Genomic DNA, 16,914 nt, shown 5'->3' with positions numbered 1-16,914 from the left:
CCGATGATAGTGCGGATACCCGTGTGAAAGTAGGTAATCGTCAGGCTCCCCTTAAAAACCCCTTGCTACCAACGTAGCAAGGGGTTTTTGCTTTGGGCCGTGCACTTTGTGCATCACTGCGTTGTTGTAACGCCAGCACGAAGTGAAATTCCGGGTAGATCGTCGTGCATTTCTCGCTTAGCATTCCGCCACGGGGTTGGAAGTTCGGGGAGTAAAACGGGTGGTCGATCGGAATAGAGATAAGCAATACGCATGGTGGCAGGTCGGGTTGGTGAGCTTTAGTGTTGCCATCACGATTGGCAGCATTGGTGGATGTGCATCGCAAGACGCATCGATGGCACATGTCTCAGCTTCGGCGTCGTTGCCACATCGTGAGGAAATCGCACCGCTCTCCGCGGCTGTCGACGCTGAAGGCCTTCCGCCGCATTGGGAGACGTATCTTGTCACCCGCAACAAACGTCTGACGCATTACGAGCAGACCACCGATAGCGAAGGAATCGCGGTGATTCGCGCAACCGTTGACGGTTCGGCGTCCGGCATTGCGCAGAAGCTCGATATTCCCGTATATCCCGGCGCGAAGCTTACTTGGCGTTGGCGAGCAGACGCCATGCCTGTCAACGCGGACATCCGTACGAAACGATACGATGATGCGCCGCTGCGTATTGCGCTCGCCTTTGACGGCGACGCAGGCAAACTCTCCATGCAAGATCACATGCACCGTGAGCTGGCCCGAATGGTCAGCGGCCGGGAGTTGCCGTTCGCGACGCTGATGTACACGTGGGGTGACGAAAAACTCGCCGTGAATGACGTGGTGCCCAATCCGTACACCGCCCGAATCCGTTCGGTCGTCGTCGAGAGAGGCACGAGCAATCTCGGCCAATGGATGACGTATTCCCGAGATATTGCGAAGGATTACGAAAAGGCGTTTGGCGAACCGCCGGGCCGTTTAATCGGCATTGCCATCATGAGTGACGGCGATAATACGCAGTCGAAGTTCACGGCATGGTACGGAGACATCCACTTGGACACCGACGGCATTCCGACGACGACGGCGGCAAAATAACCGACGATGACACCATCAAAAGCAAAAAAGCCAGCAAATCACATTGCTGGCTTTTTCTTGGGCGCTGAGATGTCAGCGTCGTTCACTTACTTATTACGCTCGAAATACGTCTCGACCAGTTTGACCCAATAGGTGCCACCGAGCGGCAGCAGATCATCGTTGAAGTCATAGCTGGCATTGTGAAGGTTGCAAGGACCGAGGCCGTGACCGCTGTCCCGGTGCGTTCCGTCGCCATTCCCGATGAAAACGTAGGCACCCGGTTTCTCGAGCAGCATGAACGAAAAATCTTCCGCGCCCATCGTGGGCTCGACCTTGTCATTGACGTTCTCGTCACCCACCACTTGCCGCATCACATCGGCGCACAGCGCAGCCATGCCCGGCTCATTGATGGTCGGTGGGTAGTTGCGGTGAAACTCGACTTCGGCCGTGCACCCGAGCCCCTTGGCCACAAACTCGGAAACCTCGCGAAGTCGCGTCTCAATCAGGTCGAGGACCTCGATGGAGAACGTGCGAATCGTACCGCCAAGCCATGCCAGATCAGGGACAACGTTCGTCGTATCGCCAGCGTGGATTTGCGTGATGGAAAGCACTGCTGCGTCAATCGGACGCTTATTGCGGGTAATGATGCTCTGCAGCGCTTGAGCGACCTGGACGGCAGCAATCACCGGATCGATCCCGGCGTTCGGAATACCGGCATGCGTACCCTTGCCGCGAATCGAAATCTTGAACTCGTTGCTCGAAGCCATCATCGGCCCGGGCGTGACAGCGAAAGTACCCGTCGGTACGCCCGGCCAGTTGTGCATACCGAACACCGCTTGCATCGGGAAGCGTTCGAACAACCCGTCCTTGATCATCTCGCGCGCACCGCCACCGCCTTCTTCGGCGGGCTGGAAAATCAGATAGACCGTGCCGTCGAAATTCCGATGTTTCTGCAAATATTGCGCTGCAGCAAGCAGCATGGCGGTGTGTCCGTCATGCCCGCAGGCGTGCATCTTCCCTTCATGCCGGGAGGCGTGTTCGAAGGTATTGGCTTCGTGAATCGGAAGCGCGTCCATGTCGGCGCGCAGACCAATCGCGCGGTCGCTGCTGCCATTCTTGATGATGCCGACGAGACCGGTCGTGCCGAGGCCGCGGTGGATCGGGATACCCCATTGGGTCAACGTGTCGGCGACGACGTCGGAGGTGCGTTTCTCTTCAAAGCACAGCTCGGGGTGCGCGTGGATGTCACGTCGGATGGTCTGGATTTCGCCGCGAGCGGCGTCAATTTCTGGAATGAGCTTCATGACGGGGTTTCCTGCGGAGCGCAATGGCTCATCTTACCCCTAATGGGCAGGTCTGGCACCTCGCTCGGAAATGTCCGAACCAGCCGTCGGACACGCCCGAAAAAAGTCGGAAATGCCCGTGTGGCGGGGCAGCCCGCGGGCGAACGTAATACAATATCGCCAACGCGCCAATGTCCCTGAGCGCAGAAATTTGGTAGAGAGAGGAGTAGTTTGATGACGACCAATACCCACGTCGTTCGGGCCGCATGCCCGCATGACTGCCCCGATACGTGCGCACTGCATGTGACGGTGGAGAACGGCGTCGCGATCAAGGTCCAGGGAGATGCGGACCATCCGACGACCAAGGGCGTCCTGTGCACGAAAGTCTCTCGTTACACTGAACGAACGTATCACCCGGATCGTCTGCTGCACCCGCTGAAGCGCGTTGGACCGAAGGGCAGTGGCGAGTTCGTGCGGGTGAGCTGGGACGAAGCGCTCGACGAGATCGCTGCCCGCCTTGGCACCCTTGCGGCCCGAGAACCCGAAGCGATTCTGCCCTACAGCTACGCCGGTACGATGGGCTTCGTGCAGGGTGAGTCGATGGCCGCACGATTCTTCAACAAGATCGGTGCGTCCGATCTCGATCGCACTATCTGCGCGAGCGCGGGGGCCGCAGGGCTTCGATATACGTATGGCGCTGGTGTGGGCATGCATGTCGAGCATTTCGTCGACAGCAAACTTATCCTGATCTGGGGGAGCAATCCCATCACGTCGAGCGTCCACTTCTGGGCCATTGCGCAGGAAGCCAAGCGACGGGGTGCCAAGCTGATTGCCATTGATCCCTACCGGTCCCTCACCGCCGAGAAGTGCCATCAGCACATCGCTTTGCTGCCGGGCACCGATGCGGCGTTGGCGCTGGGCATGATGCACGTGCTGATCGCGGAAGATCTGGTCGATCACGAGTACATCGCACGTCACACGGTCGGTTACAGCGAGCTCAAGGACCGCGTACGTCGCTACACACCGGCGCGTGTCGCCGAGATTTGCGGCATTCCCGAAGAAACGGTGACGACGCTGGCTCGCGAGTATGCCAGCGCGAAGCCTGCCGCCATTCGCCTTAACTACGGCATGCAGCGCGCGAAGGGCGGTGGTCAGGCAACCCGTGCAGTGGCGTGCCTCCCGGCGCTGATCGGCGCATGGCGAGACCCGGCGGGTGGCCTGCTGATGTCGACGTCTGGCTTTGCGCCAGTCGATGCAGCGGCGCAGGCACGTCCTGATCTGCGGGCGCGTCAGGACAAACCGGCGCGCATGGTCAATATGAGCGCCATCGGTGATGCGTTGTGTCATCCGGGTGACGACGTTTTCGGCCCGAAGATCGAGGCGCTGGTGGTTTACAACAGCAACCCGGTGGCCGTTGCGCCTGAGTCGAGCAAGGTGGCGGCTGGCTTCGGGCGTGAAGATCTCTTCACTGTCGTACTCGAACACTTCCAGACGGACACGGCCGACTACGCCGACTTTGTGTTGCCTGCGACGACGCAACTGGAGCATCTGGACATTCACAAGGCCTACGGGCACACGTATCTGCTCGCGAACAACCCGGCCATTGCGCCGCTCGGCGAGTCGAAACCGAACTCGGAGATTTTCCGTCTGCTGGCCAAGCGGATGGGATGGCAGGAACCGTGTTTTTCGGACACCGATGACCAACTGGCGGCGCAATCGATCCGCTGGAGCGACGCTCGTATGGCTGGCAGTGACTGGGAGACGCTCAAGCGTGACGGGTGGATTCGCTACGATCTGCCGGAGGCGCCTTTTGCGAACGGTCAGTTTTATACGCCGTCCGGCAAATGCGAGTTTTACTCCGAGCGTATGCGTGAAGAAGGATTCGATCCGTTACCGGACTGGGTACCTCCGTACGAATCGGTCGCCAGTAATCCGGGATTGGCCGAGCGTTATCCGCTGGCCATGATTTCACCGCCCGCGCGTAACTTCTTGAATTCGAGCTTCGTAAACGTCGACAGTCTTCGGGCTTCGGTCGGTGAGCCAACGTTGGATATTCACCCGGAAGACGCCGCACCACGCGGCATTTCGGATGGTGCGAACGTGCGCATTTTCAACGACCGAGGCACGCTCAATGCCAAGGCTCGGGTCACGGAGAAAGCGCGGGAGGGCGTTGTCGTCGGACTTTCAATCTGGTGGAAGAAGCTCGCGCCGGACGGAAAGAACGCCAACGAAGTTACCAGCCAGCAACTCACCGATCTTGGCAGGGCGCCGACGTTTTACGATTGCCTGGTCGACGTCGCGCCGGTCTGACGACGACGTTCCAAGCCGGTTCTGAGTCCCTTTCGAATCAACACTCAGGAGTCTAGCAATGCCGATCTTGCTTGCGATGCTCCTGCGGTGGGTATCCCGGGGCGCGGGACTCGCCCTGACGATTGCCCTCGCGATAGGGCTTCCCGGCTGTTCGCAGGTCGGCTACTACGCGCAGTCGATCAACGGCCACTTCACGGTCTTACATGAAGCGCAGCCGGTGAGTGATTTGCTGGCGGATCCGTCTATCGATCCGCGTTTGCGCACGCGACTGATCGAGGCAGAGCAAATTCGCAGCTACGCTGTCTTGGCACTCGGTGAACCGGACAATGGCAGCTATCGCAGCTATGCCGATCTCAAGCGGCCATTCGTTGTGTACAACGTTTTCGCTGCACCGGCTCTGTCCCTGAAGCTACATGAGTCTTGCCTACTGGTCGTCGGTTGCGTCGAGTACCGTGGCTATTACTCACGCGAGTCCGCTGAGGCATACGCGGCCGAACTCCACCGGGATGGATGGGAGACCTTCGTCGCGGGAATCCCTGCCTATTCGACGCTAGGCTATTTCGACGATCCGCTGCTCAACACGTTTATCTACCTCCCCCGGGCGGAAGTTGCGCGCATGATCTTCCACGAGCTCGCGCATCAGATTCTATTCGTTCGGGGAGATACGGCGTTTAACGAGTCCTTCGCCGTGACAGTCGAGACGGTGGGTGTTCGGCGCTGGCTTGCGGCACACCCCGACGCGGCAATGGAGTACGACCGTTACGATGCGCATCGTCGCCAGTTTCGCAAATTGGTCGACGGGTATCGCAAACGTCTCGAAGCCGTGTACGACAGCTCGGAAACGGACGCGGAAAAGGTGGCGAGCAAGGACGTCCTGTTCGATCGCATGCGTGCAGATTACGGCGCACTGAAGACGTCTTGGGGCGGTTACAAGGGCTTCGATCTATGGTTTGCCACGGACCTGAACAACGCCAAGATCGGATCGTTCGCGACCTATAACCAGTGGGTGCCAGCGTTCATGGCGCTGCTGGCGCAAGAGCACGACGACCTGCCAAGGTTCTATGCGGCAGTCAAAGCCATGTCAAAACGGCCGGAAGCAGAAAGAAATGCGACGCTCACGGCGTTGGACAGTACGTCTGCGGCCGCTGCCGCCCGAGCGCTACTGGATGCGCCGATGCAGGCTGTACGGTGATCTGCGCGCGAAGTGCGTTCGAGGGACTTCGCTATCGCTACGAAATGACCGACTTCAAATCCCCGAGCAGCAGATAGAGTTGCTGTCGCTGATTTTCCGGTAATGCGCCCAGGCGTTGCTCGATCCATTGCTCGTGAGCACGCGCCATATTGAAAAACGCCTTCTTTCCACGCGCCGTCAGTTTGATCAGGAACGCGCGGCGGTCGTTCACGACGGTCTCGCGCGTCACCCAGCCTTCTTTCTCCAACTGATCGGTGATGCCGGTCACGTTTCCGCCAGTCACCATCATTCGCTTACTAAGCTCCCCCATCTTCAGGCCTTCCGGGTGGCGATCGAGCTGTGCAAGCAAATCGAAGCGTGGCAGCGTGCAGTCAAATTCCTGACGTAAGCGTGAGCGGATGTCCGTCTCGATCAGGTTGGCGCAGGTGAGCAGCCGAAGCCAGAGCCGCAGCGCGTCGTGCTCGCGATCGTGGGCTCGCGTTTCAAGATCGAGAGAATCGGAGTCGGCGAGGCTCATAGTCGATGGTGGAAAATTTACAGTATGGAAATTTTAGGTTTGAAATAATCGCCGGGTCAAGATAGGGCGGTTACGAGGCCTGGATGATCGCATCGAAGGGCCGATGCTCGGTGCGAGTGACGCATAAAAAAAGGGCACCCGAAGGTGCCCTTTCGCCAAAGCCTAAGTGACAGAAACTGTCAGCTTAGAACTTGTGACGGATACCGGCCGTAACAGCGAACTGGTTCGTGCTGTTCGAGAAGCCCAGGCCGTTCAACGATGCGCCGCCAGGAGCGTCGTTGTTGGCGTGTTGCCACAGACCAACCAGGTACGTGTCCGTGCGCTTCGACAGGAAGTAGTCGACGCCCAGGTTGACTTGGTGGTACTTCGGCGACACGCTGCTGCCCGTCAGGTTAAGCGTCGACCACGTGTACGTGTACGATGCGCCCAGTTGCAGTGCCGGGGTCAGCATGTACTTGGCGTTCAGTTCGGCGTTGTCGAACTTCCAGCTGCCGCCACCAACGTATTGGTACACGCTGTGTGCGTAGACCAGACCCAGCGTAGCCGGACCGAAGGCGTACGAACCGCCTGCCGATGCGATCCATGCCTTGTCGCTGGCAACCAGGCCGCCGAGCGTCATCGGGGTCGTAGCATCGCCACCGTTGTTGATCACGCCGGTCGAGTTAGCAGCCGGTGCGCTGAGCATCAAGTAACCTGCGCCGAACGACACCGGGCCGTTAGCGTAGCCCAGACCGAACGAGTAAGCACGGTTGTTGGCGAAGCCCGTACCCGTCGAACCGTTGTTAGCCGAGTTCGAGAAGCCATACATACCGCCGGCGCTGAAGCCGTTGTAGTTGACCGTCGTGTACTTGACCGAGTTGTTGACGCGGAACGAGTTGTTCAGGTTGTCGTTGTCGAACGGGTGAGCGCCCGCGAACGTCGACCATTGGCTACCCGAAGCGTACGGGCCAACGAAGTCAACCACGGAGTCGTACTGACGACCGATGGTGAACGTACCAGCCGTTGCGCTGCTCAGACCAACGTAGGCTTGACGACCGAACATACGGCCGTTCTGGCCCAGCGTGCCCGAACCCAGGTTGAAGCCGTTTTCCAAGACGAAGATCGCCTTCAGGCCGCCACCGAGGTCCTCAGCACCCTTCAGGCCCCAACGCGAACCTTGCAGGTTGCCGTTGGCGAACTGGAAGTTGTGGTTCGTTTGACCCGTGCCAGCCAGGTTGCCACCAGTCTTGCTGACGTACTGCAGGCCAGCGTCGATGATACCGTACAGGGTCACGCTGCTTTGAGCGTGAGCAGCGCCAGCGAATGCGCCGAGCACACCCAGAGCGAGAAGCGACTTTTTCATTGAGTGATCTCCAAAGGATTGTGAGATTTGTTTAACAAGGTCACTAGTGATAACGTCCTTGCTAATCAACTTCGCGAGAAGTTGGACGTAATGTAACAAATTCACTTTAGGCGGCAAAGGAAAAGGCCGGTTTTACGCGGGTTCGCAGCGGGTTTTGTTTCGTTTACGCAACATCGCGCAAACCGGCATCTGGCGGGGATTTCGCGCGTTTGCGCCCGCGCAAGGCGCGCCGGATAAAGGGGCGTATCATTGGCCGCGGACGTGAAAGAATCGTCCTGCGTTCCGCATTGTGAAAGATTTGAGTGAGTTGAAAGTACGATGTTCTCCGACAGTCTGATCTCCGAGCTTGACCGTGGTCTGCGTGCCATCGCAGGTGTCACGCAAGCGTCCCGTCCGACTCCCACTGCAGTCCAATCCGACAATAGCGACGCCCCCACAGGCGACGACGCGTTGACGTCCCAAGAGCGGCGCCACGTGGCTGGCCTCATGCGCGTGAATCATGTCGGCGAGGTTTGTGCGCAAGCGCTGTATCAGGCGCAGAAGCTGGCGACGAAGCGCCCCGAGTTGCGCACGGCGTTCGAGCACGCGGGCAAGGAAGAAGAGGATCACCTCGCGTGGACGGCGCACCGTCTCTCGGAGCTTGGCTCGCGTCCCAGTCTGCTCAATCCGTTGTGGTACGCAGGCGCTTTTGCCATCGGCTTCGTCGCCGGGAAGTGCGGCGACAAGGTGAGTCTCGGCTTCATGTCGGAGACGGAGCGTCAGGTCGAGCATCATCTAGACAGCCATCTCGATGACTTGCCGGCGCACGACCTGCGCTCGCGGGCCATCGTTGATCAGATGCGTCTGGACGAGATCGAGCACGGGCAGGCCGCCCGTGACGCCGGCGGCATTGAGCTGCCTGCCCCGGTGCAGCGCGTCATGCGCGCCGCGGCAAAGGTCATGACGACGACGGCCTACTATATATAGAGCGTCCGCAAGAACTCCCCGAAAGACCCCCTGCCTCCTGCATCGACTCCCTCTCGTGTAAGCGCGTGCCGGCCGGTTTTCCACGGTGTCGGCACGGCGTGAGCGCGCACTACGCCGTATCGACAGTCCTGACGGGCCTCGCGCGAAGTGATGCTCAAAATATGAGGTTCCACTTTCACTATCGCACTTATGTCTTTAATTTTCCTGACAAAATTCCGTTTTCCAACTTTAGGAAAGTGAGCTAAGTCATTGTTCTGACTACCAAATTCCCTCTGAAAAATGGGCGAAACGCTTGACCGCCCATACACTCTCCTCTAAAGTGGGAAATAGTGTGAGAAAGTGTATTTTTGTGTGGCGTAAGGCACAAAATCTTTCTCTTTCGGCATGACGGGCAGGCGGAAGAAACCTCACGGGAGCGCACGTGTTTCAGGGAGCCTCGGCACTTTCACTGGATGCAAAGGGACGGATGTCGATTCCGGCCCGGCACCGTGACGTGCTTCAGGGCGACGCTGAAGGCAAGGTGACGATCACCAAGCACCCGGATGGATGTCTGCTGCTGTTCCCGCGTCCCGAATGGGAGATCTTCCGCGGCAAGATCGCCGCACTGCCGATGGACGCGCACTGGTGGCGACGCATCTTCCTGGGCAACGCAGCCGACGTCGAGATGGATTCGGCGGGCCGTGTCCTGGTGGCGCCCGAATTGCGCGCCGCCGCAGGCATGGACAAGGAAGTCATGCTGCTGGGCATGGGCAGTCATTTCGAACTCTGGGATGCCGCGACGTATGCCGCCAAGGAACAGGCGGCGATGGCGCAGGGTATGCCGGAAGCACTGAAGAACTTCACTTTTTGACAGATCAGGTGGTCCGACGAGCATGGCGCACGCGGTGGAAACGGTAATGCAGCACCGCACGGTCCTGCTAGAGGAGGCCGTGGATGCCTTGCTGTGGCGCGACGATGGCGTCTATATCGACGGCACGTTCGGCCGCGGCGGGCACAGTCGCAGGCTGCTCGAGCGGCTGGGTGCCCAGGGGAGACTGATCGCATTCGACAAGGATCCCCAAGCGATCGCGGAGGCGGCAAAGATTGCCGATCCGCGATTTTCGATTGAGCACGAGAGCTTCGCGACGTTGCGCGAGGCGATGGCCCGGCGTGGTATCGACAAGGTGTCGGGCGTTTTGCTGGACCTGGGTGTGTCGTCGCCGCAAATCGACGACCCGGCGCGCGGGTTCAGTTTTCGGGCCGACGGTCCGCTCGATATGCGCATGGATCCCACGCGCGGCGAGTCGGCTGCCGATTGGCTGGCCCGGGCAACGCTGGAAGAAATGACGGAGGTCATCAAGGACTATGGGGAAGAACGGTTTGCTTTTCAGATTGCAAAGGCGCTTGTTGCTCGCCGGGCAGACGCCGACCGCCTCGGGCCTCTCGTCAGTACACGCGAGCTTGCCGCGATCGTGGCGGGTGCCGTCAAAACCCGTGAGAAGGGCAAGGACCCGGCAACACGTACCTTTCAGGCTCTACGGATTCACGTCAATCAAGAGCTTGCGGACTTGCAGATAGCACTGGATGTGGCGGCCGATGTCCTCGAAACGGGAGGCAGACTCGTGGCGATCAGCTTTCATTCACTGGAAGACCGGATCGTGAAGCGCTTCATGCAGGCTCGCTCAAGCGCGCCGGCGGTGGATCGCCGCGTGCCGCTGCGCGCCCACGAAATTCCCGAGCCGCCGTTCAAAGCCAGCCGCAAGATCAAGCCGTCCGCCGCCGAGGTAGAGGCGAACGCTCGTTCGCGCTCGGCGATCATGCGGGTGATGGAGCGGGTGTCGACATGAGCCGGCTCAATATCCTCCTGCTCGCCGTGCTGATCGGCTGCGCCCTTTCCCTGATCAATGCGCAATATCGTGCTCGCGGTACGTTCGTCGAACTGAACCGCGAGCAGGCGCTCGAGCATCAATTGCTGCAGGACTGGGATCGTCTCCAGTACGAGCAGAGCGCGCAGAGCAAGAGCGCCCGCATCGAGAGCGTTGCGCGTAGCGACCTGAAGATGCAGGCCGTCTCGCCCGGCCGCACGCAATATCTCTCCGCACCCGCTGGCAGCACGGGCGCGATGGTGGATGTGCCGGTGCCGACCGCAAGCGCCGCGTCCGCCCCTGCGAGCGGAGGCAAACGATGATTCGCCGCAAAGACGCCAAGGCCAAGACCAAGGATGTGCAGTTCTCTGCCAGCCCGGTCCTGTCCGTGCGTCTGCCGATGTGGCGCTCGAAGATGCTCGTCTTCGTGATCTTCGGCGCGTTCGCGTCGCTGGTCGCACGTGCCTTCTGGATTCAGGGGCCGGGCAACGCCTTCTATCAACGTCAGGGCGAGAGCCGTTACGAACGCACACTGGAGATGTCCGCCACGCGCGGCAAAGTGTTCGACCGTAACGGACAGGTGCTTGCCACCAGTCTGCCCGTGAAGGCCATCTGGGCGATTCCGGAAGACGTGCCCGACGACGTCTCGACGCAGCAGGTGCGTCAGCTCTCGAAGCTGCTCGAGATGAGCGAGTCGGATCTGCGTCGCAAATTCAATCAGGAAAAGAGCTTCGTCTACGTGAAGCGTCAGGTCCTGCCCGATGTGGCCAAGCAAGTCGCAGACCTCGACATCCCCGGTGTGTATCAGCGCAAGGAGTACAAGCGCTTCTATCCGGAAGGCGAGATCGCGGCGCACGTGGTCGGCTTTACGAACGTCGAGGATATCGGTCAGGAAGGCGTCGAGCTGTCGATGCAGAAGGATCTGGCCGCGACGCCGGGCAGCCGCAGGGTGATCAAGGATCGTCTGGGGCGCGTGGTCGAGGATATCGATATCCTCGCGCAGCCGCGCGACGGTCACGACATTACGCTCTCGATCGACAGCAAGATCCAGTTCCTCGCCTACAGCGAACTCAAGGACGCCATGGAGCGCACCGGCGCGAAAGCCGCTAGCGCCGTGGTGCTCGACGTGCGCACGGGCGAAGTGCTCGCGCTGGCCAACCTGCCGACGTACAACCCCAACAACCGCACGAACCTGACGGGCGCGCAACTGCGCAACCGCGTCATCACCGACACCTTCGAGCCGGGCTCCATCATGAAGCCGATCACCATCGCTGCTGCGATGGAAAACGGCTATGTGAAGCCGACGTCGACGGTCATGACCACGGGCCGCGCCAACTTCTTCGGCGCGAACATCACCGATACCCACGATTACGGCCTGCTCACGGTAGCCGGCGTCATTCAGAAGTCGAGCAACATCGGTACGGCAAAGATCGCGCTGATGATGAAGTCGCAGGACATGTGGGACATGTTTACCAGCGTCGGCCTCGGGCAGGCACCGAAGCTCGGTTTCCCCGGCGCGGTGGCGGGACGTCTGCGTCCGGCCAAGAGCTGGCGTCCGATCGAGCAGGCGACGATGGGCTACGGCTACGGGCTGTCGGCCTCGCTGATTCAACTGGCGCGTGCTTACACCGTCTTCGCCCACGACGGCGAATTGCTGCCGATCTCTATCTATAAGACGGACGGCAGTACCGTGAAGGGAACGCCGGTGATTTCTCCGGCTACCGCGCGCGAAGTGCGCAAGATGCTGGAGATGGTGACGTCGCCCGGTGGCACGGCCACGCGCGCTCAGGTGATCGGATATCGCGTGGGTGGCAAGACCGGCACGGCCTACAAGCAATCGGGCAAGGGATACGACAAGAGCAAGTACCGCGCATCGTTCGTCGGCATGGCGCCGATGTCCGAGCCGCGCATCATCGTAGCCGTCACGCTCGATGAGCCGGGTCGCGGTTCTCACTACGGCGGCGTGGCTGCCGGTCCGGCGTTCGCGTCGATTGTGGGCGGGACGTTGCGGGCATTGAACGTGGTGCCGGATTCGCCGGTGACGAAGCTCGTCGTGAGCGACAAGGTGGAGGAGAGCGAGCCATGGGCACCGTGACCCCGACGCCGCAAAATCCCGCCACGTTCGCCATGGTTGCGGACGCCACCGATCGCGCCGTGCTCGCGCAGGCGTGGGACTGGCTGCGCCGCACGGTACCTGCTGGCGCCACGTTGCATGCGGATAGCCGTCGCGTGACGCCGGGTGACGTGTTCGTCGCCTACGCGGTGAAGGGCGCCGACAGCCGTGGCTTCATTGCCGACGCCGTCGAGCGCGGTGCCGCTGCGGTGCTCTGGCAGAGCGACGATTTCACCTGGCCCGCATCGCTCACGTCGCTGGCCAACGTGCCGCAGTTTGGCGTGGCGCGCCTCGACTGGCTCGCGGGCCCGCTGGCGGCGCTGTGGTACGGCGAGCCGAGCGTCGGCATGACGATGTTCGGCGTGACGGGCACCAACGGCAAGACGTCGTGCAGCCAATGGCTGGCGCAACTGCTCTCGAAGACGAACGTGCGCAGCGCCGTGATCGGCACGCTGGGCAGCGGCTTCCCCGGTCATCTCACCGTGACGGGCTTCACCACGCCCGACGCCGTCCAGTTGCAACACAGCCTCGACGATCTGCGCGCGCAAGGCGCTGCAGCGGTCGCGATGGAGGTGTCGTCGCACGGTCTGTATCAGGGCCGCGTGAACGGTGTGGCGTTCGACGTGGCGGTATTCACAAACCTGACGCAGGACCACCTCGACTATCACGGGACGATGGCCGAGTACGAAGCGGCCAAGACGCGTCTGTTCGACTGGCCGGGTCTGAAGGCGGCGGTCATCAATCGCGACGATGCGATGGGACAGCGTTTGCTGACGCGTCTGGGTGGCAAGACACCGGTCTTCGAATACGGTATTCACGGCGCCGCGACGTCGGCGCATGGCAACCGCGTGCTGCGTGCGGAAGACATCCGCGCAACGACGGCGGGCACGCGCTTCACGCTGCATATCGACGATCAGAGCCAGCAAGTGACGGTGCCGCTGATCGGTGAGTTCAACATCAGCAACGCCCTTGCTGTACTGGGCGCCGCACTGGCCGCCGGTATCGCGCAAGATGCCGCCATCGCCGGACTCGCGACGCTCGCGCCGGTGTCTGGCCGCATGGAGCAGATCGGACAGCCGGGTCAGCCGCTGGTGGTGATCGATTACGCCCATACGCCCGACGCACTCGACAAAACGCTGGCTGCCCTGCGGCCGGTGACGCAAGCACGTGGCGGCAAGCTCGTCTGCGTGTTCGGTTGCGGCGGGGATCGCGATGCGGGCAAGCGTCCGCAGATGGGGGCGGTGGCCGAGCGTCTGGCGGATGCCATCGTGCTCACGAGCGACAACCCGCGCACCGAAGTGCCCGCCGAGATCATGGCGCAGATCGCTGCCGGTCTCGCGCAGCCGGACGCTGCACGTCGCATTGAAGACCGCGCAAGCGCGATTCTTCAGGCTGTGCGTGGCGCGCAGGCCGCAGACGTCGTGCTGATCGCGGGCAAGGGACACGAAAGTACACAGGAAATCATGGGCAAGAAGCGGCCGTTCTCCGATCAGGAACACGCGCGTCTGGCACTCGCTGCGCGTGCGACCACGGTGCGCGGAGGTGGCGAATGACGCCGACGATGCACGCCATCATGTGGCAACTGAGCGACGCACAGGCGGCCGTGACGGATTCGCGCGTCAACGGCGCGCCATCGACGGGGTTCGCCCGCATCGTGACGGATAGCCGTTCGGTGCAGCCGGGCGATCTGTTCGTGGCGCTCAAGGGCGAGCGTTTCGATGCACACGACTTTCTGGCCGACGTGGCGCGCGCAGGTGCAGCCGCCGTGGTCGCGACCCACGTGCCGGACGGTTTCGAGACACCGGCGCTGATCGTACCCGACACGCGCATCGCGCTGGGCGAACTGGCCGCCGCATGGCGTCGTCGCTTCGCGATTCCGGTCGTCGCGGTCACGGGAAGCAACGGCAAGACAACCGTCAAGGAAATGATCTCGGCGATCTTCGCCGAGGCGGCGGGCGCGGATGCACGTCTGGCGACTGCTGGGAACTTCAACAACGACATCGGCCTGCCGCTGACGCTGTTCCGTCTGAAAGACGGCGACAAGCTCGCGGTGCTCGAACTCGGCATGAATCACCCGGGCGAGACCGCGTATCTGGCAAAGATCGCGCAGCCGACGGTGGCCGTCATCAACAACGCGCAACGCGAGCATCAGGAATTCATGGTGAACGTGGCCGCCGTGGCCGAAGAGCATTCGGCCGTGCTGGCGGCGCTGCCCGGCGACGGCGTGGCCGTCTTCCCGGCAGAAAGCGAATTCGCACCGATGTGGCGCGAGGTGGCGGGCAAGCGTCGCGTGCTGGACTTCGCGCTGGACGCGCGTGCAGCGGTCTCTGGGCGCTACGACGTCGCGACGCGCGTGTTGCGTGTGGCGTCGCCTGCGGGCGAGTTTTCGCTCACGCTGCCGCTGCTCGGCGAGCACAACGCACGCAACGCGCTGGCCGCGATTGCCTGCGCACTGGGCGCGCACGTGGACATTGGTTCGATCGTGCGGGCACTCGAAGCGTTCTCGGCCGTCAAGGGCCGACTTCAGGTGTCCACGCTGTCGAAAGGACCGCTTGCGGGTGTCACGTTGATCGACGACACCTATAATGCGAACCCCGATTCCGTATTGGCCGCAATCGACGTACTTGCGCAGACGCCCGCACCGCGTGTTCTGGTGCTCGGCGACATGGGCGAGGTCGGTGACAACGGTCCCGCATTCCACCGCGAAGTGGGCGAGTACGCCGCACAGCGCGGTATCGATCGCCTGCTCGCGATGGGTGAACAGACGCAGGCCAGCGTTGTCGCGTTCGGCGACGGCGGTGAACATTTTTCGGATGTGAACGACGTGGCTCCGCTCGTAGCGACGCTGAACGCCACGTTGAGTGCACCGGCAACGGTGCTGGTGAAGGGAAGCCGCTTTATGCGGATGGAGCGCGTGCTCGAACAGTTGCGCGCGACGAGTGAAAGTGGGGGCGGCAACGCCCCGGCCAATTGATAAAGGATTGATGGAATGTTGCTGACGTTGGCGCAATGGCTGCAAGCGGATGCGAGCTATTTGCGCGTGTTCAACTACCTGACGTTTCGGGCCGTGATGGCAAGCCTCACGGCGCTGGTGATCGGGCTCTCGTTCGGGCCGATGGTCATTCGCAAGCTCGCCGAGATGAAGGTGGGTCAGGCCGTGCGTACCGACGGCCCGCAGACACACCTGGTGAAGTCGGGTACGCCCACGATGGGTGGCGTGCTGATTCTGATCGGCATTACCGTCGCCACGTTGCTCTGGGCGGATCTGAGCAACCGTTTCATCTGGATCGTGCTGCTGGTCACGCTGGGCTTCGGGATCATCGGCTGGATCGACGATTACCGGAAAGTCGTCTTCAAGGACCCACGCGGCATGTCGTCGCGCGAGAAGTATTTCTGGCAATCGATCATCGGTCTGTTCGCTGCCATTTATCTGGCGTTCTCCGTTTCGGAGACGAGCAACCTGAAGGTCTTCGAGCTGTTCATCAGCTGGGTGCGTAACGGCTTCCCGCTCGATTTGCCGCCGAAAGCGGACTTCATCGTGCCGTTCTTCAAGACGATGAGCTACCCGCTGGGTGTGTTTGGCTTCATTGCGCTGACCTACTTTGTCATCGTCGGCTCGTCCAACGCCGTTAACCTCACGGACGGCCTCGACGGGCTGGTCATCATGCCGGTCGTGCTGGTCGGTGCGGCGCTTGGCGTGTTCGCTTACGTGATGGGCAACGTCGTCTACTCGAAGTACTTGCTGTTCCCTCACATACCGGGCGCGGGCGAGTTGCTTGTGTTCTGTTCGGCGATGTCCGGGGCGGGGTTGGCGTTCCTATGGTTCAACACCCATCCGGCACAGGTGTTCATGGGCGACGTGGGTGCACTGGCACTCGGCGGCGCGCTCGGTACGGTCGCCGTGATCGTGCGACAGGAAGTCGTGCTGTTCGTGATGGGCGGTGTGTTCGTCGCGGAAACGCTGTCGGTGATGTTGCAGGTCACCTGGTTCAAATACACCAAGAAGCGATTCGGCGAAGGGCGGCGCATTTTCAAGATGGCACCGCTACATCACCACTTCGAGTTGTCGGGATGGAAAGAAACGCAGGTGGTGGTCCGCTTCTGGATCATCACGCTGATGCTGGTGCTGATCGGCTTGTCGACGTTGAAGCTGCGCTGACGCTGCTGTCGGCGTGTCTCGACGTAACGAGACGAAACAAGACGAGACGTGACTGGCAGGAAGTCACAAGATAGCGACTTCGCAAATTTGTGAAGTCGCTTTCGTGCAAGTGGAATTAAAGGTAAGGCCGCTCGCGCCGATAGCAG

At 61.2% G+C, this 16,914-nt stretch carries 14 protein-coding genes; 11 read left to right on the top strand and 3 right to left on the bottom strand.

Annotation, left to right across the window (positions count from 1 at the left end; translation table 11 throughout):
- Positions 1 to 196: 196 nt before the first annotated feature.
- Positions 197 to 1,063, top strand: coding sequence for a DUF3047 domain-containing protein (locus tag ACIQWO_RS22955; RefSeq protein WP_402829169.1), 867 nt, complete (start codon positions 197 to 199; stop codon positions 1,061 to 1,063).
- Positions 1,064 to 1,149: 86 nt separating this feature from the next.
- On the opposite strand, the gene ACIQWO_RS22950 is transcribed toward ACIQWO_RS22955, so the two are convergent.
- Complete coding sequence (locus ACIQWO_RS22950) at positions 1,150 to 2,346, bottom strand: M20 aminoacylase family protein (RefSeq protein WP_402829167.1); 1,197 nt, start codon at positions 2,344 to 2,346, stop codon at positions 1,150 to 1,152.
- Between the two features lie 213 nt (positions 2,347 to 2,559).
- Here ACIQWO_RS22950 and ACIQWO_RS22945 point away from each other — a divergent pair, with 213 nt between their 5' ends.
- Positions 2,560 to 4,635, top strand: coding sequence for a molybdopterin-dependent oxidoreductase (locus tag ACIQWO_RS22945; RefSeq protein ID WP_402829165.1), 2,076 nt, complete (start codon positions 2,560 to 2,562; stop codon positions 4,633 to 4,635).
- Between the two features lie 58 nt (positions 4,636 to 4,693).
- Positions 4,694 to 5,827: an aminopeptidase gene (locus ACIQWO_RS22940; RefSeq protein ID WP_402829163.1), complete on the top strand. Its 1,134-nt coding sequence runs from the start codon at positions 4,694 to 4,696 to the stop codon at positions 5,825 to 5,827.
- Positions 5,828 to 5,864: 37 nt separating this feature from the next.
- On the opposite strand, the gene ACIQWO_RS22935 is transcribed toward ACIQWO_RS22940, so the two are convergent.
- On the bottom strand, positions 5,865 to 6,344 hold the full coding sequence (locus tag ACIQWO_RS22935) for a MarR family winged helix-turn-helix transcriptional regulator (protein ID WP_402829161.1): 480 nt from the start codon (positions 6,342 to 6,344) through the stop codon (positions 5,865 to 5,867).
- A gap of 184 nt (positions 6,345 to 6,528) precedes the next feature.
- Complete coding sequence (locus ACIQWO_RS22930) at positions 6,529 to 7,686, bottom strand: porin (protein ID WP_039393361.1); 1,158 nt, start codon at positions 7,684 to 7,686, stop codon at positions 6,529 to 6,531.
- A 318-nt stretch (positions 7,687 to 8,004) separates the two neighbouring features.
- Here ACIQWO_RS22930 and coq7 point away from each other — a divergent pair, with 318 nt between their 5' ends.
- The 8 genes from coq7 to mraY all read left to right on the top strand — a co-directional run bounded on the left by coq7 (position 8,005) and on the right by mraY (position 16,768).
- Positions 8,005 to 8,652 carry a 2-polyprenyl-3-methyl-6-methoxy-1,4-benzoquinone monooxygenase gene (gene coq7 / locus ACIQWO_RS22925; protein WP_402829158.1) on the top strand — a complete coding sequence of 216 codons (648 nt, stop codon included), beginning with the start codon at positions 8,005 to 8,007 and terminating at the stop codon, positions 8,650 to 8,652.
- 421 nt (positions 8,653 to 9,073) lie between these two features.
- Positions 9,074 to 9,502 carry a division/cell wall cluster transcriptional repressor MraZ gene (mraZ, locus tag ACIQWO_RS22920; RefSeq protein WP_010806918.1) on the top strand — a complete coding sequence of 143 codons (429 nt, stop codon included), beginning with the start codon at positions 9,074 to 9,076 and terminating at the stop codon, positions 9,500 to 9,502.
- A gap of 46 nt (positions 9,503 to 9,548) precedes the next feature.
- Positions 9,549 to 10,478, top strand: coding sequence for a 16S rRNA (cytosine(1402)-N(4))-methyltransferase RsmH (gene rsmH, locus ACIQWO_RS22915; protein ID WP_402829156.1), 930 nt, complete (start codon positions 9,549 to 9,551; stop codon positions 10,476 to 10,478).
- Positions 10,475 to 10,819, top strand: a complete 345-nt coding sequence (gene ftsL / locus ACIQWO_RS22910; protein WP_150666603.1) for a cell division protein FtsL — start codon at positions 10,475 to 10,477, stop codon at positions 10,817 to 10,819. Before rsmH ends, ftsL begins: the two co-directional genes overlap by 4 nt.
- Positions 10,816 to 12,591 (top strand): peptidoglycan D,D-transpeptidase FtsI family protein, encoded by a 1,776-nt coding sequence (locus ACIQWO_RS22905; protein ID WP_402829153.1) that lies wholly within the window; start codon positions 10,816 to 10,818, stop codon positions 12,589 to 12,591. The genes ftsL and ACIQWO_RS22905 overlap by 4 nt, the downstream gene beginning before the upstream one ends.
- 32 nt (positions 12,592 to 12,623) lie before the next feature.
- On the top strand, positions 12,624 to 14,162 hold the full coding sequence (locus tag ACIQWO_RS22900) for a UDP-N-acetylmuramoyl-L-alanyl-D-glutamate--2,6-diaminopimelate ligase (protein ID WP_402829219.1): 1,539 nt from the start codon (positions 12,624 to 12,626) through the stop codon (positions 14,160 to 14,162).
- Entirely contained in the window at positions 14,159 to 15,583 is a 1,425-nt protein-coding gene (murF, locus tag ACIQWO_RS22895) for a UDP-N-acetylmuramoyl-tripeptide--D-alanyl-D-alanine ligase (protein ID WP_402829151.1), read from the top strand. The genes ACIQWO_RS22900 and murF overlap by 4 nt, the downstream gene beginning before the upstream one ends.
- Positions 15,584 to 15,598: 15 nt before the next feature.
- Positions 15,599 to 16,768 (top strand): phospho-N-acetylmuramoyl-pentapeptide-transferase, encoded by a 1,170-nt coding sequence (gene mraY / locus ACIQWO_RS22890; protein ID WP_039393356.1) that lies wholly within the window; start codon positions 15,599 to 15,601, stop codon positions 16,766 to 16,768.
- Positions 16,769 to 16,914: the final 146 nt, after the last annotated feature.

The sequence above is a fragment of the Pandoraea sp. NPDC090278 genome, assembly GCF_044772185.1.
Lineage (GTDB): Bacteria > Pseudomonadota > Gammaproteobacteria > Burkholderiales > Burkholderiaceae > Pandoraea.
Note: the sequence above shows the minus strand (reverse complement) of the source record. Positions and strands in the feature narration are given on the sequence as shown.

What these genes read in the sequence shown, in the direction of transcription:
- ACIQWO_RS22930 (WP_039393361.1), bottom strand. Translation starts at nt 7,686, where the DNA reads ATGAAAAAGTCGCTTCTCGCTCTGGGTGTGCTCGGCGCATTCGCTGGC.
- ACIQWO_RS22940 (WP_402829163.1), top strand. Translation starts at nt 4,694, where the DNA reads ATGCCGATCTTGCTTGCGATGCTCCTGCGGTGGGTATCCCGGGGCGCG.
- murF (WP_402829151.1), top strand. Translation starts at nt 14,159, where the DNA reads ATGACGCCGACGATGCACGCCATCATGTGGCAACTGAGCGACGCACAG.
- coq7 (WP_402829158.1), top strand. Translation starts at nt 8,005, where the DNA reads ATGTTCTCCGACAGTCTGATCTCCGAGCTTGACCGTGGTCTGCGTGCC.
- ACIQWO_RS22950 (WP_402829167.1), bottom strand. Translation starts at nt 2,346, where the DNA reads ATGAAGCTCATTCCAGAAATTGACGCCGCTCGCGGCGAAATCCAGACC.
- ACIQWO_RS22945 (WP_402829165.1), top strand. Translation starts at nt 2,560, where the DNA reads ATGACGACCAATACCCACGTCGTTCGGGCCGCATGCCCGCATGACTGC.
- mraY (WP_039393356.1), top strand. Translation starts at nt 15,599, where the DNA reads ATGTTGCTGACGTTGGCGCAATGGCTGCAAGCGGATGCGAGCTATTTG.
- ACIQWO_RS22905 (WP_402829153.1), top strand. Translation starts at nt 10,816, where the DNA reads ATGATTCGCCGCAAAGACGCCAAGGCCAAGACCAAGGATGTGCAGTTC.
- rsmH (WP_402829156.1), top strand. Translation starts at nt 9,549, where the DNA reads ATGCAGCACCGCACGGTCCTGCTAGAGGAGGCCGTGGATGCCTTGCTG.
- ftsL (WP_150666603.1), top strand. Translation starts at nt 10,475, where the DNA reads ATGAGCCGGCTCAATATCCTCCTGCTCGCCGTGCTGATCGGCTGCGCC.
- ACIQWO_RS22900 (WP_402829219.1), top strand. Translation starts at nt 12,624, where the DNA reads ATGGTTGCGGACGCCACCGATCGCGCCGTGCTCGCGCAGGCGTGGGAC.
- ACIQWO_RS22935 (WP_402829161.1), bottom strand. Translation starts at nt 6,344, where the DNA reads ATGAGCCTCGCCGACTCCGATTCTCTCGATCTTGAAACGCGAGCCCAC.